At 68.2% G+C, this 22,655-nt stretch carries 21 protein-coding genes; 6 read left to right on the top strand and 15 right to left on the bottom strand.

Annotated elements, in window-relative coordinates; all coding sequences use genetic code 11:
* Together VGI12_12080 and VGI12_12075 are read right to left on the bottom strand one after the other, a co-directional pair.
* Window positions 1–1,080: a metalloregulator ArsR/SmtB family transcription factor gene (locus tag VGI12_12080; protein HEY2433403.1), complete on the bottom strand. Its 1,080-nt coding sequence runs from the start codon at window positions 1,078–1,080 to the stop codon at window positions 1–3.
* Between the two features lie 207 nt (window positions 1,081–1,287).
* A complete protein-coding gene (locus tag VGI12_12075) occupies window positions 1,288–3,339 on the bottom strand; it encodes a M13 family metallopeptidase (protein ID HEY2433402.1) in 2,052 nt (683 codons plus the stop codon).
* Between the two features lie 10 nt (window positions 3,340–3,349).
* Here VGI12_12075 and VGI12_12070 point away from each other — a divergent pair, with 10 nt between their 5' ends.
* On the top strand, window positions 3,350–4,003 hold the full coding sequence (locus VGI12_12070) for an alpha/beta family hydrolase (protein ID HEY2433401.1): 654 nt from the start codon (window positions 3,350–3,352) through the stop codon (window positions 4,001–4,003).
* Here the strand turns inward: VGI12_12070 and VGI12_12065 are convergent.
* Entirely contained in the window at window positions 3,957–4,439 is a 483-nt protein-coding gene (locus VGI12_12065) for a low affinity iron permease family protein (protein HEY2433400.1), read from the bottom strand. The genes VGI12_12070 and VGI12_12065 overlap by 47 nt on opposite strands.
* A 63-nt stretch (window positions 4,440–4,502) precedes the next feature.
* Here VGI12_12065 and pepF point away from each other — a divergent pair, with 63 nt between their 5' ends.
* On the top strand, window positions 4,503–6,350 hold the full coding sequence (gene pepF / locus VGI12_12060) for an oligoendopeptidase F (GenBank protein HEY2433399.1): 1,848 nt from the start codon (window positions 4,503–4,505) through the stop codon (window positions 6,348–6,350).
* A 97-nt stretch (window positions 6,351–6,447) separates the two neighbouring features.
* Here pepF and VGI12_12055 read toward each other — a convergent pair whose 3' ends face one another.
* The 3 genes from VGI12_12055 to VGI12_12045 are packed head-to-tail and all read right to left on the bottom strand — an operon-like array spanning window position 6,448 to window position 9,282.
* Window positions 6,448–7,485 (bottom strand): TIM barrel protein, encoded by a 1,038-nt coding sequence (locus VGI12_12055; protein ID HEY2433398.1) that lies wholly within the window; start codon window positions 7,483–7,485, stop codon window positions 6,448–6,450.
* Window positions 7,486–7,519: 34 nt separating this feature from the next.
* A complete protein-coding gene (locus VGI12_12050; protein HEY2433397.1) occupies window positions 7,520–8,671 on the bottom strand; it encodes an MFS transporter in 1,152 nt (383 codons plus the stop codon).
* Window positions 8,668–9,282, bottom strand: a complete 615-nt coding sequence (locus tag VGI12_12045; protein HEY2433396.1) for a peptidylprolyl isomerase — start codon at window positions 9,280–9,282, stop codon at window positions 8,668–8,670. The genes VGI12_12050 and VGI12_12045 overlap by 4 nt, the downstream gene beginning before the upstream one ends.
* Here VGI12_12045 and VGI12_12040 point away from each other — a divergent pair.
* The 3 genes from VGI12_12040 (at window position 9,281) to VGI12_12030 (ending at window position 12,800) form a co-directional block, all read left to right on the top strand.
* Window positions 9,281–9,412, top strand: coding sequence for a hypothetical protein (locus VGI12_12040; protein ID HEY2433395.1), 132 nt, complete (start codon window positions 9,281–9,283; stop codon window positions 9,410–9,412). The genes VGI12_12045 and VGI12_12040 overlap by 2 nt on opposite strands.
* Window positions 9,413–9,467: 55 nt before the next feature.
* Window positions 9,468–9,812 carry a hypothetical protein gene (locus VGI12_12035; protein ID HEY2433394.1) on the top strand — a complete coding sequence of 115 codons (345 nt, stop codon included), beginning with the start codon at window positions 9,468–9,470 and terminating at the stop codon, window positions 9,810–9,812.
* Window positions 9,813–9,899: 87 nt separating this feature from the next.
* On the top strand, window positions 9,900–12,800 hold the full coding sequence (locus VGI12_12030; protein ID HEY2433393.1) for a DUF349 domain-containing protein: 2,901 nt from the start codon (window positions 9,900–9,902) through the stop codon (window positions 12,798–12,800).
* 446 nt (window positions 12,801–13,246) lie between these two features.
* Here VGI12_12030 and VGI12_12025 read toward each other — a convergent pair whose 3' ends face one another.
* The 8 genes from VGI12_12025 to VGI12_11990 all read right to left on the bottom strand — a co-directional run bounded on the left by VGI12_12025 (window position 13,247) and on the right by VGI12_11990 (window position 21,383).
* On the bottom strand, window positions 13,247–13,666 hold the full coding sequence (locus VGI12_12025) for a hypothetical protein (GenBank protein HEY2433392.1): 420 nt from the start codon (window positions 13,664–13,666) through the stop codon (window positions 13,247–13,249).
* 10 nt (window positions 13,667–13,676) lie between these two features.
* Window positions 13,677–13,916 (bottom strand): hypothetical protein, encoded by a 240-nt coding sequence (locus VGI12_12020; protein ID HEY2433391.1) that lies wholly within the window; start codon window positions 13,914–13,916, stop codon window positions 13,677–13,679.
* A gap of 91 nt (window positions 13,917–14,007) precedes the next feature.
* Window positions 14,008–15,144 carry a SagB/ThcOx family dehydrogenase gene (locus VGI12_12015; protein ID HEY2433390.1) on the bottom strand — a complete coding sequence of 379 codons (1,137 nt, stop codon included), beginning with the start codon at window positions 15,142–15,144 and terminating at the stop codon, window positions 14,008–14,010.
* Window positions 15,135–15,431 carry a hypothetical protein gene (locus VGI12_12010; GenBank protein HEY2433389.1) on the bottom strand — a complete coding sequence of 99 codons (297 nt, stop codon included), beginning with the start codon at window positions 15,429–15,431 and terminating at the stop codon, window positions 15,135–15,137. Before VGI12_12010 ends, VGI12_12015 begins: the two co-directional genes overlap by 10 nt.
* 76 nt (window positions 15,432–15,507) lie before the next feature.
* Window positions 15,508–18,051, bottom strand: coding sequence for a protein kinase (locus tag VGI12_12005; GenBank protein ID HEY2433388.1), 2,544 nt, complete (start codon window positions 18,049–18,051; stop codon window positions 15,508–15,510).
* Window positions 18,038–18,613, bottom strand: a complete 576-nt coding sequence (locus VGI12_12000; protein ID HEY2433387.1) for a sigma-70 family RNA polymerase sigma factor — start codon at window positions 18,611–18,613, stop codon at window positions 18,038–18,040. The genes VGI12_12005 and VGI12_12000 overlap by 14 nt, the downstream gene beginning before the upstream one ends.
* 108 nt (window positions 18,614–18,721) lie before the next feature.
* Window positions 18,722–20,452 carry an amidohydrolase gene (locus VGI12_11995; GenBank protein HEY2433386.1) on the bottom strand — a complete coding sequence of 577 codons (1,731 nt, stop codon included), beginning with the start codon at window positions 20,450–20,452 and terminating at the stop codon, window positions 18,722–18,724.
* A gap of 52 nt (window positions 20,453–20,504) precedes the next feature.
* Window positions 20,505–21,383, bottom strand: coding sequence for an amidohydrolase family protein (locus VGI12_11990; protein HEY2433385.1), 879 nt, complete (start codon window positions 21,381–21,383; stop codon window positions 20,505–20,507).
* Window positions 21,384–21,447: 64 nt separating this feature from the next.
* On the opposite strand from VGI12_11990, the gene VGI12_11985 reads away from it, so the two are divergent.
* Complete coding sequence (locus VGI12_11985; GenBank protein ID HEY2433384.1) at window positions 21,448–21,903, top strand: metallophosphoesterase family protein; 456 nt, start codon at window positions 21,448–21,450, stop codon at window positions 21,901–21,903.
* Window positions 21,904–21,938: 35 nt separating this feature from the next.
* Here VGI12_11985 and VGI12_11980 read toward each other — a convergent pair whose 3' ends face one another.
* Window positions 21,939–22,619 (bottom strand): response regulator transcription factor, encoded by a 681-nt coding sequence (locus VGI12_11980; GenBank protein HEY2433383.1) that lies wholly within the window; start codon window positions 22,617–22,619, stop codon window positions 21,939–21,941.
* Window positions 22,620–22,655: the final 36 nt, after the last annotated feature.

The following is a 22,655-nucleotide window of genomic DNA, read 5'->3' as shown; positions in this document are numbered from 1 at the left end:
TCAGTGAGCCTTCTTCAACTCTGGCGGTCTGGTGCCACTCGCGATCAGGACGGTAAAAGGATCGCGCTGGCGGCGGGCGCCGACGGTGAGCTTGATATCGGTCAGTCCCGCGCCTTCGAGTAATTGCTTCAACTCGGCGTCTTCGAAGCCGAGCCAGGTGTCGCCGAGCCGATCCTTGACCCAGTGCTCCTCGTGGCGGCGCAGATCGAGGACGAGCACGCGCCCCCCTGGGCGGACGATGCGCACGGCCTCGGCGATGGCCCGGGCCGGAAGCGCGGCGTGGTGCAGCGCCTGGGAGAGGAGCGCGACGTCGACGCTCGCGTCGTCCAGCGGCAGGTGATCCAGCTCGCCGCGCTTCCACTGAATAACCGAGGGGCTTCGCCCCTCGAACTCCCCTACACGCTCTCTCGCTCGCCGCTTCGGCGGCTCGGTCCGTTCGCGTGGCTCGCTCACGGCGTTCGCTCGCGATGTCGGGGTCGTGGATGCCGGCGCGGAGCCGAGGCGCTGGGCGGCGAGCTTCTTCGCGCGGGCCAGGACGGCCTCGGATCGATCGACGGCGACCACCGTGCGCGCAAACCGAGCCGCCTCGATCGCCAGATATCCCTCGCCACAGCCGAGGTCGGCGACGTCGAGCGGCGGCAGCAGGTGCGCGAGCGCACGCGCCCACGCGGCCCAACTGCGGCCCGGCACGATCTGGCGGTGCTCGGGAGCGGCGCCGTGCTGGTCGAAGTCCTCCCGGCGGACGCGCCGCACTTCCTCGAGCCGCGCCGCGTCAGCGCGTCCTTGCGGCGTCACGGCGGCGATGTCGAAGTGCGCGCGCAGCATCGGCCACACCGGGCCGAAGCCGTTGCCGCCGCCGACCAGCGCCGGCGCCAGCCGGAAGTAGGTGAATCCCGCCTCGCGCCGCTCCTCGACGAGGCCCGCATCCTTGAGCAGGCCCAGATGCCGCGACACGCCCGACTGCGCAATGCCGAGGATGCCGGTCAGTTCCGACACGTTCAACTGCTCGGCTGCCAGCAGCCGCAGCATGCGCAGCCGCGCCTCGTCGCCGAGCAGCCGGAACAGAGCAGCCGATTCCACATCTATAAATCTACATACATTGATTCAAACGCGCAAGCAGGACAGGCTGCCCGCTCTCAGGCCGGACGGAGGCGGATCTGAAGGTCCGCTCTACTCAAGAAGATGTCGGTGGGCGAGGCTGCAAGTCAGCCCTACCCAGCAAGATGCCGTAGGCCAGTCTTCAGGCCTGGCAGAGGGCGGACCTGAAGGTCCGCGCTACACGATCGCCTACCAGACCCGGCACGCCGGCTGGTTGATCATCGGCGAAGGCGCCTGGCAGCCGAACGCCTGCGCGAATTCCGGCATATTCGACACGACGCCGTTGGTCCGGTAGCGTCCCGGCGAATGGGGATCCGTCTTGGCGGACAGCCGCGCGATCGCGTCGCTGCGATTCTCGCACCACATCTGCCCCCAGCCGACGAAGAACCGCTGGTCGGCGGTGAGCCCGTCCTGCGTCCCGAGCGGCTTGGTCTTCATGAGCTCCTGCAGCGCCATCCACGCCAGGCGTAAGCCGCCGTTGTCGGCGACGTTCTCGCCGAGGGTCAACTTGCCGTTCAACTTGACGTCGTCGACGGCGCTGAAGCCGCTGTACTCCTTGTCGACACAGAGGGCGCGCTCCTCGAACGTCTTGCCGTCGGCCGGCGTCCACCACTCGCGCAGGTTGCCCACCGGATCGAAGCGGCGGCCCTGGTCGTCGAACCCGTGCGTCAGCTCGTGACCGACGACCGCGCCGACGGCGCCGAAGTTGACCGCGTCGTCGGCGGCCTTGATGAAGAACGGCGGCTGCAGGATGCCGGCCGGGAAGTTGATGTTGTTCTCGGGCGGGTTGTAGTAGGCATTGACGGTTGGAGGCGTCATCCGCCACTCGGTCTTGTCGACGGGCTTGCCGATCTTGGCCAGCTGGCGGCGGTACGCAAAGGTCTTCGCGCGCTGCGAGTTGCCGTAAGCGTCGCCGCGGACGATACGCAGCGTCGAGTAATCACGCCACTTCTCCGGATAGCCGATCTTGTTGGCGACGGCGGCGAGCTTGGCGTAGGCGGCCTTCTTGGTCTCAGGCGACATCCAGTCGATCGCGTCGATGTCGCGTCCCATCGACGCTTCGATCGCCTTGACCATTTCGAGGGTGCGCGTCTTGCCCTCCTCGCCGAAGGTGCGATCGACGTAGACCTTGCCGAGCGCTTCGCCGAGGTCGATGTCGGTCGCCTGGACGCAGCGCTTCCAGCGCGGCGTCTGCTGCTCGGCGCCGGTCAGCGCCTTGCCGTAAAAGGCGAAGTTCTCGTCGACGAACGCCTTGGGTAGCAGCGCCGCGCGCGCGTGGACCACCTGCCAGCGCATGTAGGCTTTCAGGTCCGCGAGCGGACTCGACGCGATGATCTGATCGACGGCCTTGAGGAAGTCTGGCTCCGTGACGTTGGCGCTGTCGCCGGCGGGCGCCTCGGCGCGCTCGAAAAACTGCGACATGTTGAAATTGGGCATCAGCTTCTTCACGTCGTCGCGCGGCATCTTGTGGTAGATGTTCGTCGGGTTGCGGCGCGACACGCGGTCGAGCGAGGCCCTGGCCAGCGTCGTTTCGATCGCCAGCACCGACTTCGCCGTGGCTTCAGCGGCGGCCGGCGTCTGCCCGTCGAGCTGCATCATCTTCGCGACGTGCTTCTGATACGCCGCGCGCAGCTTCGCCGGGTCGGCGTCGTCTTTCAGGTAGTAGTCGCGGTCCGGCAGCCCGAGGCCGCCCTGCGCGAGGATCAGCAGGTACTGCGTCGAGTCCTTGAAATCGGGCCCGGAGCTGAAACCGAAGAACGTCGTCGTCCCGACGGTCTGCAGGTGGCCGACGACGGCGGGAATGCCGGCCTTGTCCTTGATGCCGTCGACGAGCAGGAGGTCGGGGCCGAGCGGCGTGCGCCCCTTGGCGTTGATGCCGGTCTCGTCCATGCAGCTCGCGTAGTAATCGCCGATCTTCTTCTGACTCGCGGGAGCGCCCGGCCTGGCGGCCTCGTCGAGGATGTCGCGCAGGATGGCGTCGTTCCTGTCCCGCAGCTCGCTGAAGCGGCCGTAGCGCGGCTGATCCGGCGGGGTCGGGTGGTTCTTGTTCCAGCCGCCGCAGGCGTACTGGTAGAAGTCCGTGCAAGGGCTCGCCGTCGGGTCCATCGACCCGAGCTCGATGCCGGATCGACTGAGCATCGGCTGCGCCGTCACGTCCTGCGCGCCAATGGCCGCGTCGTCGGCCGCCATCGCGATGGCCAAGGGAAAAACGATGACCGTGAGCGCCTGCGTGCGTGTCATGATCCCTCCGGTGCTGACAGTCTATCGCAGCGATCGCGCCGGGGCCGGGCTCGTGCTGGCGCACGGCGCCGGCGGCGGACAGCGGAGCGCGTTCATCGTGCGCGCGGCGAACGAACTGGCGGCGCGCGGCGTGCACGTGGCGACCTTCGACTTTCCGTACATCGCGGCGGGACGAAGCGTTCCGGACAAGGCGCCCGTTCTCGAGGCGGCGTGGCGCGCGGCGATCGCGGAGGTGCGCGCGCGGACCGAGTTCGCGACGCTCCCGCTCTTCATCGGCGGCAAGTCGATGGGAGGGCGCATCGCGTCACAGGTGGCGGCGGCCGGCGTCGAGAGGATCGCGGGACTCGCCTTTCTCGGATACCCGCTGCATCCGCCGGGGCGGCCGCAACAGCGGCGCGACGCCCACCTGCCGTCGATCGGGGAGCCGATGCTGTTCGTCCAGGGGACGCGCGACCAGTTCGGTGCGGCGTCCGAAATCGCGGCGCTCCTGCCTCAGCTCCGCGATGCGGCGCTGGTCGAAATCGCCGACGGCGACCACTCGTTCAAGACGCGCCTGAAGGTGACGGGGGGCAAGCCCGATGCCGCGCTGGTCGACGTCTTCGACGCCGTGGCCGCCTTCATCGCCCGTCGGTCTGGTCCGTCGGGCGGCGCGCCGAGTGCTTGAGGCCGTGCCGCTGCTCAGCCTCGTCGACCGAGTGGGACCTGCCGAGATCCTCTTCCTGCTTCGCCCTCGACGACAGGCGCTGATAGAACTTGTGCAGGACCTCGAGCTCGTCCTCCGAAAAGTCCTCCACGTCGATCAGCCGGTTGCTGGCGCCCTGCACGGCCGCGACCAGCTCGTTCAGCTTCAACTGCACGGCCAGCGATTCCTTGTTCTGTGATCGCTGGATCAGGAAGACCATCAGGAAGGTGACGATGGTCGTGCCGGTGTTGATGACCAGCTGCCACGTATCGGAGTAGTGGAAGATCGGACCCGAAATCAGCCACAGCAGGATGATCGCCGCGGCGGCGACCAGCGCGAACGTGCTGCCAGTCCATTTGGCGGCCGCTGTGGAGATCCGTTCGCACATCGGCCCGAACCCCGCCCGTCTTGCAGTCATGAACCCTCCCCACCGGCAGGATAGCTGATGCGGTGCCGCGGAACGGGACGGTATAGTTGAGACATGGCTTCCGACACGCAGGCCGGACCGGCACCCACGGCGCGCAGCCGCCACCGCGGCGACATCCCCGATCGCTTCAAGTGGAACGTCGACGACATTTTTCCGAACTGGGAACAATGGGATGCGGCCTACAAGCAGCTCGAGGCCGGCATCCACCGCTACGCCGAGTTGAAAGGGACCCTGGCGCAGGGGCCGGCACAGCTGCTCGAAGCCTTCGCCCAGTCGGAATCGCTCGGCCAGCTCGCCTACAAGGTGTGGTACTACCCGTCGCTGCAGCACGATCAGGATCAGCGCGACAACGCGATCAGTGCCCGCCGGCAGCAGGTGCAGATCCTCTTCGCGCGCTGGAAGCAAGTCGAATCGTGGTTCAGCCCGGAGCTGCTGCAGGTTCCGCTCGAGACCGTCCGCGCCTGGATGGCGCGCGAACCGGCGCTGGCGTTGTACCGATTCGCGATCGAAAACCTCTACCGCCAGCAGGAGCACGTGCTCGACGAAGCCGGCGAGAAGCTGATGTCGCTGGCGAGCCGCCTGGGGCAGGCGCCGTACGACGCCTACGCGGCGCTGTCGACGGCCGACGCCCGTTTCCCGAAGGTGACGCTGTCCGACGGCGAGGAGGTGACCGTCTCCTACGGCCAGTACCGCGCGATCCTCGCCACCCGGCGCAACCAGGCCGATCGCGAAAAGGCCTTCACCGCGCTGCACGAGACCTACAAGGCGTCGCTCAACACCTACGCCGCGCTCTACAACGCCGTCTGCCAGCGTGACTGGTTCCACGCCAGGGCACGCGGCTACGGCAGCACGCTCGAAGCCGCGCTGCACGGCGACAACATTCCCACCTCGGTCGTCGAGAACCTGATCGAGACGACCCGCGCCGGCGTCGGCCCGCTGCGGCGCTACCACCAGCTGCGACGCCGCGCGCTGCAGGTCGCGAGCTACCACGTCTACGACTTCTCCATCCCGCTGGTGTCGTTCGACAAGAAATACGCCTACGACGAGGTGCTCGACTGGATCGTCGAGGCCACCGCGCCGCTCGGATCCGAGTACCAGGCACGGATGCGCGAAGGGTTCTCGAAACACTGGATCGACGTCTACGAGAACGAGGGCAAGCGATCGGGCGCGTATTCGGCGCCGGTGTACGGCGTGCACCCGTTCATGCTGCTCAACTACACCGACACGCTCGACGATGTGTTCACGACGGCGCACGAGATGGGGCACTCGATGCACACCATCCTGTCGCACGAGACGCAGCCGTTCATCTATTCCGACTACACCATCTTCGTCGCCGAAGTGCCGTCGACGCTGAGCGAGGCGCTGCTCCTCGAGTACATGCTGGCGCGGTCGACCGATCCGACCGAGCGCATCGTGCTGCTGCAGCACGCCATCGACAACATCACCGGCACGTTCTACACCCAGGTGATGTTCGCCGACTACGAGCTGCGCGCCCATCGTCTCGCAGAGCAGGACCAGCCGATCACCGCGGAAATCCTCACCGAGATCTACACGCAGCTGCTGAAGGACTACTACGGCGACGCCGTCGATCTGAACGCCTACACCGGGATCACCTGGTCGCGGATCCCGCACTTTTTCAACTCGCCGTACTACGTCTACCAGTACGCGACCTGCTTCGCATCGGCGGCGAAGCTGGCAAAGCAGATCATGGGGGGCGGCGCGGAAACCGGCGACGCCCGCGATCGCTTCCTCAATCTGCTCCGTGCCGGCGGCAGCGACTATCCGATGGAGCTGCTGCGCACGGGTGGCGTCGATCTGAGCCAGCCCGACACGGTCCGCGCGGTCGTCGATCAGCTCGACCGACTGGTGTCCCGGCTCGAGCAGGAGCTCGCGGCGCGGTGATCCGGCTGGGCGGCGCGCGCCCGGCCGCGATCATCCGCAAGAGACTCGCCTCGGTTGCGTGGTCCACCCGGCGCGCAGGCCCGGACCACCGCCCGTTCTACAGACGCGTCAGCAGGGCGCGCGTATAGCGGACGCACCCTTCCAGATCCTGTCGATGCTGCTGCCCTGGGCTCGTGCCCGGCACCGGCGGCGCTGCCGGTTTCGGCGTGCCGCGCTCGGCAATGGTCAGGAAACGGCTGAAGTCGGCCGCCGTCATCGTGCGCCAGTTCTGCCAGAACACCGGATCGTAGATGCGATGCACCCGCGGAGCGCCCGAGACCAGGTTCTCGAAGATGATCGGCATCCCGGGCTTCGCCACGATGAACTTCCGGATCCAGCCGTCGATGTCGACGTTCCCCTCGCCCATGTTCACCCATCGGACGGCGATGCCGTCCGGCGTTTTCCAGACGGCGCTGTCGCGGACGTGGCAGGTGAGCGCGTAGGGGATCAGCGTTTCGAGCGTCAGGTGCGGATCCTCGAGCATCCAGACCGGATTGCCGGAATCGAGGCACACGCCCATGACGTCGGGGCCGACCGCCTCGATCATCGCTTTCATCTCCCGCGCCTGGAGATCGCCGCCATGATTCTCGACGGCGAGCTTGACCCCGGCATCGAGGATGCGCGGACGCATCGCGCGCACCGCGTTGATCATGTTTTCGACGTGCATCGAGATCTGCGGGCGTTCCGGATCGCCGCCGAGCACGCAGCGCATGCAGGTCGCGCCGAAAATCTGCGACGCCTTGAGGCCGCGCGCGACCTGTTCCTCGAGCGTCCCATTCTGAGGGTTGAACGACTTCGAACTCGGACACACCGAGCCGAAAGCGAGCTGCAGGTGGATCCCGAGTTGATCGGCGTGGGCGCGGATCGCGCGCAGCGCCGCCTCGTCGCCGAGCGTGGCCGCCGGCACCGACAGCATGCCCCACGTCAGCCCGATCGAGCTGAGGTAGTCGAGAAACGTGATCGGCGTGAACTGGTTGCCGCCGACGCTGCCGTCGATCGACCCGAGCTCGACGTTCGCCGCGCCCTCCCAGGCGGACAGCCGGGAACCGGAAATCGCCGCAGCGGCCGATGCGATGAGAAAGCTCCGTCGATCCATCATTCGGGGTGCTCCTTGGTCGAATACTCCCGCATCACACTCGCTCCGGCTTCGAGTACTTGGTGGCGAGCGCGGCGGTGGCGAGCAGGACCAGGGCCGCGGAGCCGTAGGCGGTCCCCTCGCCGAACGCCTGCAGCGCGCCGTTTCCCCAGATCGGTCCGATGGCGCGACCGAGGCTCTCGAGGGCGCCCGCGGCCCCCTGCACGCGCCCCTGTTCGTGCCGGCCGGCGGCGCCGCTCACCAACGACACGAGTGACGGCGTGCAGAAGCCCAGCCCGAGCGCCGCCGGCACCAGCGTCGCCAGGAACGTCGGCACCGAATGCGCGAGCGCGGCGGCGGCCCAGCTCGCGGCCGTAATCACCAGACCCGTGATGAGCGTCCGCTTTTCGCCCAGCCGCCTCACGATCGGCCCGACCATGCCGCCCTGGACGACGACCCCGAGCAGGCCGAAGATGGCGAGAATATACCCGGTGTGGGCCGCGTCGAAGCCGAACCGGCGGGCCCCGAACAGCGCGAACGTGGACTGATAAACGGCGAACGACGCCCAGTAGAGCAGATCGACGGCGAACAGCACCCGCAGGTTGGCGCGCGTGCCCAGTTCGCGCAGCGCGCGCCACGGCGAGCCCACCACGGCGTGGACGCGGTGGACGGTCTCGGGCAGCCACAGCCAGGCCAGAAGAGTGGCGAAGACGGTGATGGCGGCCGCCGCCCAGATCGGCGCCGTGTAGCTCAGATGCGCAAAGAGGCCGCTCAGGCCCGGACCGATGACGAATCCGAGTCCGAAGGCGGCGCCCAGGAAGCCGAAGTATCGGGCCCGGTTCTCGTCGGTCGCGATGTCGCCGATATAGGCACGCGCAGTCGTGATGTTGCCGCCCGACAGCCCGTCGACGATCCGGGCCGCGAAGAGCATGGCCAGACTGTGCGCGACCGCCAGCATGACGAAGCTGACCACCGTGCCGAGCAGGCTCAGGATGAGGACCGGCCGGCGGCCCCACGCATCGGACCAGTGGCCCAGCACCGGCGCGGCGACGAGCTGCGACACCGAGAACGAGGCGAACAACAGCCCGATCGTGAGCGGCGAGGCCCCGAATGTCTGCGCATAGAACGGCAGGAGCGGGATGATGATCCCGAAGCCGACGAGGTTGACGAGGACCGTCAGGTAGATGATGACGAGCGGCCGGCTCATTCCTGGCGCTCCGCCGGCCGCTCCTTTCCGGCCGCCACCTTCTCCGTCACGTTCTTGATGGTCACGGGTTCTACAGGCACGTCCTCCATGCCGTCGCGGACACCCGTCTTGACCTGTCCGATGCGATCGACGACGTCCATGCCGGCGATGACCCGCCCGAAGACCGCATACCCGAACACGTCCGGGGAGAAGCCCTGGTGGTCGAGCGACGGGTTGTCGGCCAGGTTTATGTAGAACTGCGACGTGGCGCTGCGCAGGGTCCGGGTCCGCGCCATGGCGAGCGTGCCGCGGCGATTGGCCAGACCGTTGGTGGCCTCGTTCTGGATGGGGGGGCGGGTGCCCTTCTCGGCCAGCGCGCTCGTGAAGCCGCCCCCCTGGATTACGTAGCCCGGCACGACCCGGTGGAAGACCGTGCCCGGGTAGAAGCCCTCGTGGAGGTACTGGAGGAAATTGGCGACGGAGACGGGGGCCTGATCTTTGAATAGCTCGACGGTGATCGTCCCCATCGACGTCTCGATGTCGACGATCGGGTTACCAGGGGCGGGCGGTACCGGCGCTCCAGGAGCGGGGGCCTGTAGAAGTAAGCCGAGCAAGAGGAAGCAGATGCACATGGCGTTCGGAATCGGCCGCGTGATCGCCGGGGTCGAACACCACGTTCGCCACCGGCAGCCCGAAGCCCAAAAGATCGTGCGCGACGATTCAAGCGAATGGATCCGCGGTCGTCGCGGGATCGCCGAATGATCATTGATCAACTGAACGCTGCGCTACAATTGGAGTCCTTCTTTGGAGGCCAGAGATGGTAACCCCGCTCCAGAGCGAACAACGTGAGCTGGCCGAGTACATTCGCGCCGGCTCGACGCGTGGGCCACAGTGTTTCGGCAGCTATTTCGACGAGAAGGGCGGCTCCTGCGCGCTCGGCGCCGTGTACGACGCCGTCTATCATCTGCCGCGACCGCACGGGAAGCTCATTCCAGACCACCTCGAACGGTTGTTCCGCTGTCTCGACGAGGTGACGAAGCGCTGCCCGCATGAAGGATGTAAGAAGCGACTGCCGCTCGCCCCGATGCTCGTGCACCTGAACGACGATCACCTGTGGACGCGCGAACAGATCGCCGATTGGCTGACGGCTGAATCACAATAATTCGCGATTTGGGAATTTGAAAATGTGGAAATGTGGAAAGTTCCACATTCACATTTCTCCATTTCCAAATTGAGTAAGGCTCCCCAGATGTCTTTCCTCGACCGCTTCAAGATTCAACCCAAGTACAAGTCGGCTGACCCGGAAGTGCGGCTCGCCGCCGTGCACGACTTCAGCGACAGCGCCGCGACCGAGGAAGAGCGCGCGGCAATCGCCGCGATGGCGCGCGAGGACGCCGATCCGCGCGTCAGGCGCGCGGCGGCCGCCCGGATCCAGGACGTCGAGGTGCTGGCCGCCATCGCCGACGCCGAGGCCGACGAGGCGATCCGCACCGAGACGCTGGAGCGCCTGGCCGGCGTCGCCGCGTCTTCGGGCGACGCGCCGATTGCCGGGCGCGCGCTGGCCGCGCTGCGCGAGCCGAAGCAGATCGGCAACGTCGCCAAGGCATCGCCGATCGACAGCGTGCGGGTCGACGCGGTGAACCGCCTGACCGACGTGCGGACGCTCAGCTCCGTGGCGCGCCAGGCGGCCGACGGCCGCGTCGCGCTGCTCGCGGTCGAGCGGGTGCAGGAGCCGGCGGAACTGCTCAACATCGCGGCCAAGACCGAGCACAAGGACGCCGGCATCGCCGCGCTCGAGCGGTCCGGCTTGCAGGACCGCGCCGCGCTGGACCAGCTCGCCGACCGCGCCGCCAGCAAGTCGGTCGGCAAGCGCGCCCGCGCGATGGTGCAGGCCATCGACGAAGCGGAAGCCGCCAGAAAGATCGCCTCCGAACAGCACGTGCAGCGCGTCGCCTTCGCGATCGCCAGCGCAGAAGGGGTGCGCGGCGCGGCCGCCGCTCCCGATGCGGCCGAGCGGCTGGCCGCCGTCGAGAACAGCTGGCGCGAGCTCCTCGCCGGGTCGACGCACGACACCGCAGCCGCCGATCAGAGCCGCTTCGAGACGGCGGCCAATTCGGCGCGCGAGGACATCGCGCGGGAAGCCGGCGCCCGCGCCGAGCGCGACGCCCGCGAAGCCGAGCTCGCCGCCGCGCGCGGCGGCAAGTCCGCGATCTGCGAGCGGATCGAATCGTTCTACGGCGACGACGCCCTCGATCGGGTCGAGCAGGCCCGATCGGAATGGGAAGGACTCGCCGCCGATCCCGACGAGGCGGTGCACGCGAGCTTCGGCCGGCGCTTCCAGGAGGCCTGCGATCGGGCCCGCGTCCGCCACGAGAACCGCCAGGACATGGCGCGGACCAACACCCGCCTCGGCGAACTCGCCGCCGAGGCCGAACAGCTCGCCGCGGAGCCCGACAGCCCGCCCTACGCCTGGGACTCGGTCGGGCGCGAGTGGAAATCGCTCCGCGACAAGTCCGAAGAGCTCGACCCGGCGGTCGATCAGCGTTTCGCCGCGGCGGACGCGATCATCCGCGAACGTGCGGAAGCCAAGAAGGCGGCGGTCGAAAAAGCGCTGCGGCAGCAGGTCGCGCGCGTCGATCAGCTGATCGAGCGCGTCCACAAGCGCGCCGAAGCCGAAGACCTCACGCTGAAGGAAGCCGAGAAGGCGGCCAAGGATCTGCGCGCCGCGATCGAGACGCCCCTCAACGTGCCGCACCACGAGCGCGACTACCTGGTCGAGCGCCTGAAGGCGGCGCTCGGCGTGCTGGCGCCCAAGCTGCACGAGCTGCGCGAGATGGACGAATGGAAGCGGTTCGCCAATGCCGCCGTCCAGGAAGAGCTGATCGCGCAGACCGAAGGGCTGTCGAAGAAGTTCGACTTCGCCAAGCCGGACGAGATGGAAAAGGCGGCCCGCGAGCTGCACGAGATCCAGGAACGCTGGAAGACGGCGGCCGAAGCGCCGCGCACCCAGGCACAGACGCTCTGGCACCGCTACCGGCTGGCCGCCGATCCGATCCAGGCCCACGCACGCGAGTTTTTCGCGGCCCGCGCCCAGGAGCGCGACGAGAGCCTGCAGAAGAAGCTCGCGCTCATCGAGCGCGCCGAGGCGATTGCCGATTCGACCGACTGGATCAAGACCGCCGACGAAATGAAGAAGCTGCAGGCCGAGTGGCAGGCCCTCGGTCCGGTGCCGCGCGCCGACACGCGGCTGGTGTGGAAGCGCTTCCGCGACGCCTGCGATCGTTTCTTCTCCCGGCGCAACGAGGACCTGGCGCAGCGCAAGGAAGTGTGGTCGGCGAACCAGGCGAAGAAGGAAGCGCTCTGCGCCCGCGCCGAAGAGCTCGCGCAGTCGCGGGAATGGGACAAGGCGGCCGCCGAACTGCGACGGCTCCAGGCAGACTGGAAAACCGCCGGCCCCGTCCGGCGCAGCAAGTCCGAGGCGCTGTGGCAGCGCTTCCGCACCGCCGCCGATACGTTCTTCGAGCGCTACAAGCGGCGCGACGAGATCGAGTTGGAATCACGACAGTCCGATCGCGAGGCGCTGATCGGCGAACTCGAGGGCCTCTTCCCCTCCGAAGACAGCCCGGCGCCGGCCGACCTCCTCGAGAAAGTCCGGTCGCTCCGCACCCGCTGGAATCAGTCGATGACGGCGGTGCGCTCTGGCGCCGATCCGCTCAGCGCGCGCTTCGTCTCGGCCATCGAGCGGCTGCTGACGGCCTTCCCGGAGCCCTTCAAGGGCACCGAACTCGACATCGAGGCCAGCCGCCAGCGTATGGAGAAGCTGGTTGGACGGGTCGAGAACCTCGTGTCCGGCGCCGAGTCGCCCCAGGATTCGCCGCAGGATCTCGCGGCGCGACTGCGCGAAGCCCTCGCGTCGAACACGATCGGCGGCCGCGCCGGCGAAGAGTCGAAGTGGCGGGGCCTGGCCGACGAGGTCCGGCAGGCACAGGCGTCGTTCGCGCGTCTGGTGCCGGTCCCGGGCGACACCGGCCGCCAGCTCGCCGACCGGTTCCACAAGGCGTGCAACCGTTTCTTCGATCAGTACCGGCGCAAGGTGCCGCAGAGCTCCACCGCGCCGCAGCGTGGACCGCGTCCGGTCGGCGCCCGCTAGGGGGCGCTTGCTCAGGCCTGCCTCGCGGAGCAAGCCGGCGGGATGAAGCAGACCTGAAGGTCTGCGCTACGTCGCAAATTGACCGACACAGCTGGCGCACACCGTAGCGCAGGCCAGCCCGCCGTAGCGCACCAACCCGCCGTAGCGCAGGCCTTCAGGCCTGCCTCGCGGCGCAAACCGGCGGGATGAAGCAGACCTGAAGGTCTGCGCTACGTCGCAAATTGACCGACACAGCTGGCACACACCGTAGCGCAGGCCAGCCCGCCGTAGCGCACCAGCCCGCCGTAGCGCAGGCCTTCAGGCCTGCCTCGCGGCGCAAACCGGCGGGATGAAGCAGACCTGAAGGTCTGCGCTACGTCGCAAATTGACCGACACAGCTGGCGCACCCCGTAGCGCAGGCGGGCTCGCGTAGCGCAGGCCTTCAGGCCTGCAGGCCCGCCGGACGCTCACTCGAGGTCGAGCCTCAGGCGCCAGGTGGCGCCGGCGGATTCCAGATCCCAGTTCGCGAACTCGATCGCGATGCGCGCGACGTCGCGCGACTCATGCGCGATCGCCAGCAGGCGGCAGTTGCGGCCGAATCTGAATTGCGTGGCCGCGTGCACGCCTCCCCATGTGTCGCCATGCAGGCAATACACGCGATACTCGGCCGAGCCGTCCCACAGCGATCCAAGGCGAAGGCGGCAGGCGGCGGGCAGGTCGTCGCAGGCGTGCAGGACCGCCTCGGCGTCGCTCTCGTCGAGCGGCGCCCATCCGGGCGGCAGCACCGGGACCGCGTACGGCTCCGGGTACGCGGTCACCCCGGACGGATGCTCGACGACGCGCGCGTCGGGCTTCCGACGCAGCCGCACGTTCGATGATTCGCTCATCCCCGTGCCGTCAGCTGTTCAGCGAGCGCGGCGCCGTCGCAGCCGCGGTTCCGTCGCCGCGACGCAGTTGCGCCAGCGACGTCTCGTACAGGTGGATCCACATCTCGGCGGACTTCGTCAGGTCGTCGTACCGAGCGCGCATCCTGGTGAGCTCGTCGCTCAACCGGGCGTTTTCACCATTCAGCCGCAGGATCTCGCGGCAGCAGGAATGGTGCAGTCCGACCGCCGGCAGGGCGGCTCGAGGGGCCATGTTTGCGGGCATTCCGTTCACAACGTCTCCAAGCTGGTAACTGGCGTTCATGTCTCTCTTAACGCTCGCTACCGCCTGAGCGAACACGTCGTCAGCGGGGGACGAAGGCCGGGTTCGGGACGGCCCGAATCGTCCCTCGGGGTTTGGGGGCCCACAACGTGCCGCGGGGCCTGGTACCGGCTCCGGCGACATACAAAACTGTTTCTCGTACGCCGTCGATGCCGAGGTCCTTCTCGATCTCGGCATCGTCAAGACCCATCAGGCAGAACGGCGCGAGTCCAAGCCAGGTAGCGGTCAGGCAGAATGTCTGGCAGACGTGGCCGGCCTCGGCCAGCGCGGCGCGGTAGGCCCGCGCGTACGGGTATCGCCAGACCTGGCGATCGAGCACGGCCGTCAAAGCCACGACGAAGGCCGCCTTGGCGAAGTAGCCGCTGTGTGGCATCCAGACGCGGAGCCGGTCGGTCATGTCCTCGCCGTGGATGCGTTCGAGCGCGTGCACGTCGGCCGCGTAGTGATACAGGCCCCGCGGCAGACCCTTGACGTCTCGCGCGCAGACATACAGCTCGATTGGGTGGCGCGCGCCGCCGGATGGCGACGTCTTCATGGGCACGCGGCCGAACGGCGTCGCCAGCCAGTGGCGGACTCCCGCCGTCAGGCCGAGCGCGGTTGACAGATCCCCGAGCGTCACCGGCGCCGCGCCAAAGCGGCGCCACGTCCGCCGGCTGGTCAACACCGCCGCGAACTCACCGTGCTCGGCGGGGCCCGGCAGGCGGACGATCGGCGCCCGGCGCAGCCGCTTGACCGGGGCCGGCATGGGCCTGGCGCGCGCTCGCTGGCGAATCAGCCGCGCCGCCGCCGCAGGTCCGAGAAATCGAACGTGGCGTGTCGCGGCGTGGAAGAACCCTGCGGCCGGATTCCACTCCGCAATCGCGGACATGGATCGGTCGGAGGGATGCTCAGGCGCATCGGAGCGCTGGAGCAGTCCGTACGACGCCAGCGCGCGGACGAAATCGGCGGCGCGAACGCTGCTGATGTCGAGCGCCGCCTTGACCTGATCTGCCGTGCGCCAGTCTTCACACACATGCAGGACGTGCCAGAGAGACGGCGCGAGTGCCGTATTCGCGCCGGTGGCATAGTTGAACGCGAGCAGCTTCGAGCCGCGCCAGTAGCCCACCACGAACGGCGATCGCCGATAGCGGAGCGCGGCGCGCCGGCGTGCTACGGCCAAAAGGTCATTGTGGTCCCACAGCTGTCGGGATTCTGTGGGTCGCAAATGGAGTCGAATTCGGCGAGGCACCGTTCGAGGCGTTCGATCGTCACCTTGATCGCTTCTTTCGACGGCATCGCCTTCAGCGACTCGACGGCACGCGTGATGTCATCCCGAATGGGCTTCAGCTCCACGCCTCCATCGGTCTTCACCGGCTTGCGTGACTTCTTGAGGGTAAGTTTCGGGCGGCTGGCGGGCTTGCGCTTGGAAGCCACCGCTTTGCGCACGGGTCGGCGCGATTTGGACACTGCACTCTCCTCCCGATTGTGAGATGTCAGGTGAGTCTAGCGAGGCGACTGACGGCGGTCAAGCAATCGCGGGTGATCAGGGACGTCCGAGCCGCGCGATCAGGTTGCGGAAGCGGGGATCGTCGCGGAGAGAATCGAGGCGCGGATCGACGGCCATCCACAAGACGTTCGGATTTCGCGCATCCACGGCTGACGAGAGCAGCTCAAGGGCGGCGTCGCGGTCGCCGAGCGCAAGCCGGACGTACGCCTCATACTCGGGCTCCAGTACCTGGTGGCTGCCCGCCAGCTCCTGCTTGAGGCGCGCGAGCCCCTCGCGGGCCCCCGGCTGATCGCCTGCGAGCGCACGTACGCGCAGGACGTCGGCGCGCCACGGTGGAATATCGGTCAGCCGCGTGCCGCGTTCGATCAGGCTCAGGGCGTCGGCGTACCGTTTCTGCGCCTCCTGGATGCGTCCCATCACCACGTACGCGCCAGGGGAACGCGGATCCATGCGCAACACCTGCCGCAGGATCTCTTCCGCCTCCGGATAGCGGCGCTGATAGAACGCCATCAGCCCGGCGGTCAGTTTCACGTCGGCGGTCAGCGGATCAATTGCCACGGCGGTCTCGGCTTCCCGCCGGGCCTCGTCCACGCGCCCGAGCGCCGCCAGCAGCCGCGCGTATTGCGTGCGGGCGTACGGGTCGCTGGCGTCGAGCGCGATCGCCTGTTTGTAGCCGGCTTCGGCGCCGCTCCAGTCCCATTCATAGCGGAAGCTCAGGTCGGCGAGCGTCGTATAGGCGTCCGACCGGCTCGGATCGAGCGCCAGAGCCCGACGCGCCTCGGGAACGGCCGCGGCATACGCGTCGGCCTGAGCGATGGTCGCGCTGTCGCCAAGGCTCACATAAGTCCGCGCGAGCGCCGCGTGCGGCGGCGCGAAGGTGGGATCGAGAGCGATCGCGCGCTCGAACGCCTCCTTCGCCGGCAACAGTTCTGTGCCATGCCGGTTCTGCCGCAGATACGAGATCCCCTCCAGATAGGCACGCTGCGCTGGCGCGCTGACCTGCGCCGGTTTCGCAAGATGCGCCTCTTCCGCCTGCGACAGCCGCGCCTGCACACTGCGGGCAACGGCCCGGGCGATGTCGGCCTGCAGCGCGAGGATGTCCGAGAGCGGCCGCTCGAAGCTGTCGGACCACAGTTCCACGTCGGTTCCCGCGCGGATCAACCGAAGGTTGACGCGCACTCTAGGATCCGCGGCCCCGGAGCCGGAGCCTTGCACCGCGACCGAGCCTTCGAGCACGGAACCGACGCCAAGCTCGGAGGCAACGGCGGCGATCGGGCGGTTGGTCTGCCGGAACCGGAGTACTGACGTCAACGCAGTTACGCGGAGCGCGCTGATCTGTCCGAGTGTCGTGACCAACTGGTCGGTCAGGCCGTCGGCGAAGGAGGGCGCATCGGCGGCGCCCGAGACGTAGGTGAGCGGCAACACCGCGATCGACGTCGCGGCGGCGGGAGGGACGGGGCGCGCCCACGGCCGCCAGACCGTGGCGGTCAACGCGATGACGGCGACGGCCGTGACGGCCGCCATCGTCCGGCTCCGCCACGCGCCGCCCGCCAGCGGCTGCGCGGGTTGTCGGAGACACCCCCGCAGCGCCTGCTCGAGCTCGGCCGCCGTCGCGTAGCGCTGCTGCGGATCGGGCGACAGCGCGCGATCGACGATGCGCGCGAACGTGCGCGGGGAGGCAGGCACGGCGGCCGCCAGCAGCGTCCGGCGCCCGGCACGATGCGCGGCGGTCAGCGCCTCCACCGTGTCCGCATGCACGGGATAACGGCCGCTCACGAGATAGAACAGCAGCACGCCGAGGCTGTAGACGTCGCTTGCGGGGCTGGCCTCGGCTCCGCCGAGAATCTCGGGCGCCAGGTAGAGCGGCGTGCCGGCGAGCGCCGGGCGGGCCGACGCGATTTCTTCGCCAGTACCGAAGTCCATGAGGACGACGCGGCCGCTGTCTTCGCGAATGACGTTCTGCGCCTTGACGTCACGGTGCAGAAGTCCCGCGGCGTGCACGGCCGCGACCGCCCCGGCGAGATCCGCGCCGATCGCCAGCGCCTCGGTCATCGCCATGGGTCCTTCGCCGCGGACGACATCGTCGAGCGTCCGTCCGCGCACGAGTTCCATCCAGAGCCCGATGCGCTCCTCGTGGCGTTCGGCGCCGTAGACGTGCACGACGTTGGGATGGCGGACCCGAGCCAGCCGCCGCGCTTCGCCGAGCAACCGCGCGTTGGCGGCGGCGTCCGACACGCCGTCGACGTGCAGCAGTTTGAGCGCGACCTCCCGCTGCAGCTCGACGTCCCAGGCACGGAAGACGTCGCCGGACGTGCCTTGACCGATGCGGTCGAGCAGGATGAGGCGGCCCCAATGAGGACCGGCAGGCTCGGGACTGGCGTACGGGTCTCCCGCCGGCTCGTCGTCTTGGGCAGGCAACGAGCGGTACAGCTCAGCGAGCGAATCGATCACCCGCAGGTGATCGAACACGCGACGCTCGCGGGCGGACAGCGGCCCGGCCGGCTCCGACCAGTCGACGGACGCGCCGTCGGCAATCGATGCCGCGAGATCGAGCAGCCGGCTGGCGTCAGACGTCGACATCCATTTCCTCGGCGAGCCTGAGCAGCGCGCGTGACACGGCCATTCGCGCGGCGTCCGCGCTCGCTTTGCCGTGCCCGGCGGCGATCTGCTGGTACGAATGGCCCATCTCGACCCGCGCAATCACAACTTCGCGTTCCGCCGGACGCAGACGTGCGAGGGCGGCCTCGTAGCGCGCCAGCGCCTCGCTTCCGATCGCTTCCTCGAGCGGCGATGCTCCCGCGTCCTGATGCACATCTTCGGCAATCTCTTCCGTCACTCCATGACGTGACACGCGGCGGACCTCGTCGCGCACACGATTCATCAGCGCCTGACGAAGGTACGCCTGCAGCGCTCCCTCGTGACGCGGCTCGAACGCGTCGAGGTTCTTCAGCGTCTGCAGCAAGGTTTCCTGCACGACGTCCTCGGTGTCGCGGAGATCGCGAGTCCACCGTGGGAGGCGGCCGCGAGCCCAGCGCCTGAGCGACGGCAAGTACCTCGCGAACAGCTCGTTACGGGCCCCGTCGTCGCCCAGTCTGGCGCGCTGGAGCAGATCGGCGGTGGTCGCGACGGCGCGAGAAGGCACGCCCGGCGGTCTCGTCGAGGGAGGCTCCATGCGGCAGCGGCATGATCATAATCGACCCGTCAGCTGTACAACGCCGACCCCGAGCCGACCGAACATCCGCGGACGAGCTTACGGTCGGTCCGCCGCAGAGTAGAGCACGCGGCCACCGACGATGGTGTAGACCACCCTGGCGGTCGGAATCTCGTCCTCGGGGACTTCGAGAATGTTCTTCGACAGGACCGTGATGTCGGCGTACTTGCCGAGCTTGAGTGAGCCCCGGTTGGCCTCCTCGAACCCGGCGTAGGCGCCGTTGATCGTGTAGGAGCGCAGCGCCTCCAGGCGCGACATGCGCTGATCGGGATAGAAGACCGTCCCGTCCTTCAGCTTGCGGCTGACACTGGCGTAGAAGTTGGGAATCGGGTCGTCGTCTTCAACCGGTGCATCGGTACCGTTGGCGACCACGGCCCCGCTCTTCATCAGCTTCTGCCAGACGTAGGCGCCTTCCTGGGCGCGCGCCGGGCCGAGGCGCTGCAGCACGTAGGGTGCGTCGGACGTGCAGTGAATCCCCTGCATCGACGCAATCACGCCGAGGCGGCCGAAGCGCGGAATGTCCGCGGCGCTCAGGTGCTGCGCATGCTCGACGCGCCAGCGCAAATCCTGCTTCGCGGGGTTCGCCTTGAACGCGCGCTCGAAGATGTCGAGCGTCTCCCGGTTGGCCCGGTCGCCGATGGCGTGGACGCACAACTGGAAGCCGTTGGCCATCGCCAAACCCGCCGTCTGCTCGATGTCGGCCACTTTCTCCGTCTCGAGGCCGCTCGAATCGGGCTTGTCGGTATACGGCGCCAGCAGCCACGCACCGCGCGACCCGAGCGCGCCGTCGATCTGCTTCTTGATCGCACGCACGGTGAGATGCCCGTCGGCGTGGTCTATCAACCTGTACTGCGCCAGCTTCGGCGCGATGATCGCGTTCGGCTGCCGGACCATCACCCAGAGACGCACTCCGAGGCTCCCCTCGTCGACCATCTGCTTCATCAGATCGATCGTGGCGAGCGGCGAGCCGGCATCCTCGAACGTGGTGATGCCCTTCGAGAGCGCGTCCCGGTCGGCGAGCTCGAGCACCTTGCGATCGTGCGCCAGCCGCTCCGCCGCGGAGGGCGGCGGCTCGCCGGCGCCTTCCTTGATCAGACGCTGCGCCGTCTCGCGCATCAGGCCGGTGGCGTCGCCCTTTCTGTCGCGCAGGACGTCTCCGCCGGCAGGGCTCTCGGTCGCACGCTTGATGCCCGACAGCTCCATCGCCTTCGCATTCACGAACGACGCATGACCGCTCGCGTGCTCGAGCACGACCGGATTGTCGGGCGAGACCGCGTCGAGCGACGCGTGTGTCGGGAAACCTTCGACGTTCGGCTCTGGCCGGCTGCTCCACTTCTCCTGGTGCCAGCCGCGGCCGTAAATCCATTGTCCCGGCTTCGCGTGCGACACCGCTTCGGCGACCATCGCGACAATCCGGTCCCACGAGTCGACGTTCATCAGGTTGAGCTCGAGCTGCGTCCCGCCGACGCCGGTGAAGTGTCCGTGGCTCTCGATGAACCCCGGGATCGCCAGCTGCCCGTGCAGATCGATGACCTTCGTCGACGGCCCGATCAGCCGCCCCACGGCCGCCGCGGTGCCCAGCGCCACGATCCGGCCGCCGCTGACCGCGAGCGCCTCGACCTCCGGCGCCGCTGGTTCGACCGTGACGATGTGTCCGTTGGTCAGCACCAGATCGGCCGCCGGCGCGGGCGCCGCACCGCGCTGCGCCTGGAGCGAGAGCCCGGCGACGATCACCGAAAAGCTGACGAGCGCGATCGTATTCGTTCGCATGGCCGCGATTATAGCGACCCCCGCCTGGGCCCGCTGCTGCCGGCCTCGCGGGCTACACAGGGAAAAGCCGATCGAACGTGCCGCCGAAGATGGCGGCGCGCTCCTCCTCGCCAAGCGCGAGCGCCGCGGCGATCTGCTGCTGTTCGTCGTAAATCGCCTTCTGCCATCCGCGCGGAAAAAACGACGAATCGGTCCCGAACAGCAGGCGCGAGGCGCCGACGACGCCGAGCGCCGTGCGGAAGACACGCTCGAGCGTCAGGTCGTCGTGAAAGCGGATCCAGCCGTTCGAACTCGACGTGTCGAGATGGATCGTGGCGCACTGATCGGCCGCCATCAGCGCTTCACGAAAGTAGCCGGCGCCGAAGTGCGGAATGATCACCGGCACGTGCGGAAAGTCGAGGGCCATGCGCGCCACGGCGAGCGGATCGCCGAGCCGGAGGTCGAATCGGCTCGTGAGACCAAGCTTCCGCCGCACGCCGACGGTCAGGACGCCACAGTGCACGAAGACCACGGCGCGATGCGCCGCCGCCGCCCGGAACACCGCCTCAACGCAGGCATCGTCGGGCCGGTAGCCGTGCATCGCCGGAAACAGACAGACGCCGCGCATGTGCAGGTCGGCGAAAGCGTGCTCGATCGTGGCGTCGGCGTCAGGCGCGAGCGGATGGTGCATGAAGAAGCCGACCAGGCGGTGCGGATGGTGGGCCACCGCCTCGGCGACCGATACGGCGTCTCCCGGCACCGAGGCGATCAGCGCCGCGCGGCCGATCCCGTGCCGATCCAGCTCGGAGACCCAGCGGTCGCCAAGCTCGGTCGGCGTCCCGGGCGGATCCCACTGCAGGCGGGCCGCGACAACGTCGGCGGCGCCGGCCCCGGGCGCGAGCAGCTCGAGGAACCGCGAGGAAAAGAAATGGCAGTGCGCGTCGTTGAGCATCGGGTCGAGATCCGCCGGCCGATCGCCGGTAGCCGAGAACCGATGCGATTATAGGCGGGTGGTGGTGGGGTTGATCTCAGACACGCACGGACTGGTGAGGCCGGAGGTCTTCGGCGCTCTCGCGGGCGTTCAGCTGATTCTCCACGCCGGCGACGTTGGCGGGCAAAACGTACTGGACGAGCTGGCGGCCATCGCGCCGGTGCGAGCCGTGTATGGCAACACCGATTCGCCCGATGAGCCAGGGCTGGCGGCGGAAATCGGCTTGCGGATCGACGGACTCAGCATCCACGTGAGCCACGGCCATGAACTCGGCCAGCCGACGTCCGAGCGGCTCCTCGCGCGGTACGCCGCCGACGTCCTCGTCTACGGCCACACTCATCGTCCTCTGATCGAACGCTCAGGACCGCGGCTCGTCGTCAACCCCGGCGCCGCCGGCCCCCGACGCTTCGACCTCAAGCCAAGTGTCGCGTTACTCACCCTGACCAACGGGAGCGCCGAAGCCCGCCTGATCTGGCTGTAGCGGTTCATTGCGGCTCGCCCGTCGCGGCGCGCGCCTTACCCCGCGAACCGGTAGCCCATGCCGTGCACCGTCAATATGAACTGCGGGTGGCGAGGATTCGGTTCGATTTTCTGCCGGAGCCAGGCGACGTGCACGTCGACGGTGCGGGTCGATGGCATGGCGTTGTAGCCCCATACTTCGTTCAGCAGCTCGTCGCGCGTCAACGTCGCGCCGCGATGCTCGACGAAGTAGCGCAGCAGCTGGAATTCACGCGCCGAGAGATCGAGCTGCACGCCGTCGCGCTCCGCTTCCGCCTTGCGGAAGTCGACGCGCAGATCGCCGAACGCGTAGCCGTCGACCGGATGCAGCGTCGCCGGCGCCCGCCGCAGGCGCGCTTCGAGACGGGCGAGGAGCTCGGCCATCTCGAACGGTTTCGTCATGTAGTCGTCGGCGCCGAGCTTCAACCCGACCACTTTGTCGACCACCTGACCGCGCGCGGTGAGCATGAGGACGGGTGTGTCGATGCCGCGCCGCCGCAGCTCACGGCACACGTCGAAGCCGCCCATCCGAGGCAACATGACGTCGAGGATCAGCAGATCGAACGGTTCGCGGATCGCACGCTCGAGGCCGCGCTCGCCGTCGGTGGCGCTCTCGACCGCGTATCCCTCGCAGGTCAGCCGATCGGTCAGGGTCAGGACCAGGCCGGCTTCGTCCTCGATCAGGAGAATTCGCTGCATCAATTTACGGCGGTCCTCGCGCCGGCGCACGCCTTG

This window comes from Vicinamibacterales bacterium, from assembly GCA_036496585.1.
In the GTDB taxonomy this organism is placed as follows: domain Bacteria; phylum Acidobacteriota; class Vicinamibacteria; order Vicinamibacterales; family 2-12-FULL-66-21; genus JAICSD01.
The sequence above is the reverse complement of the archived record's forward strand: the minus strand, read 5'-3'. Positions and strand labels throughout refer to the sequence as shown.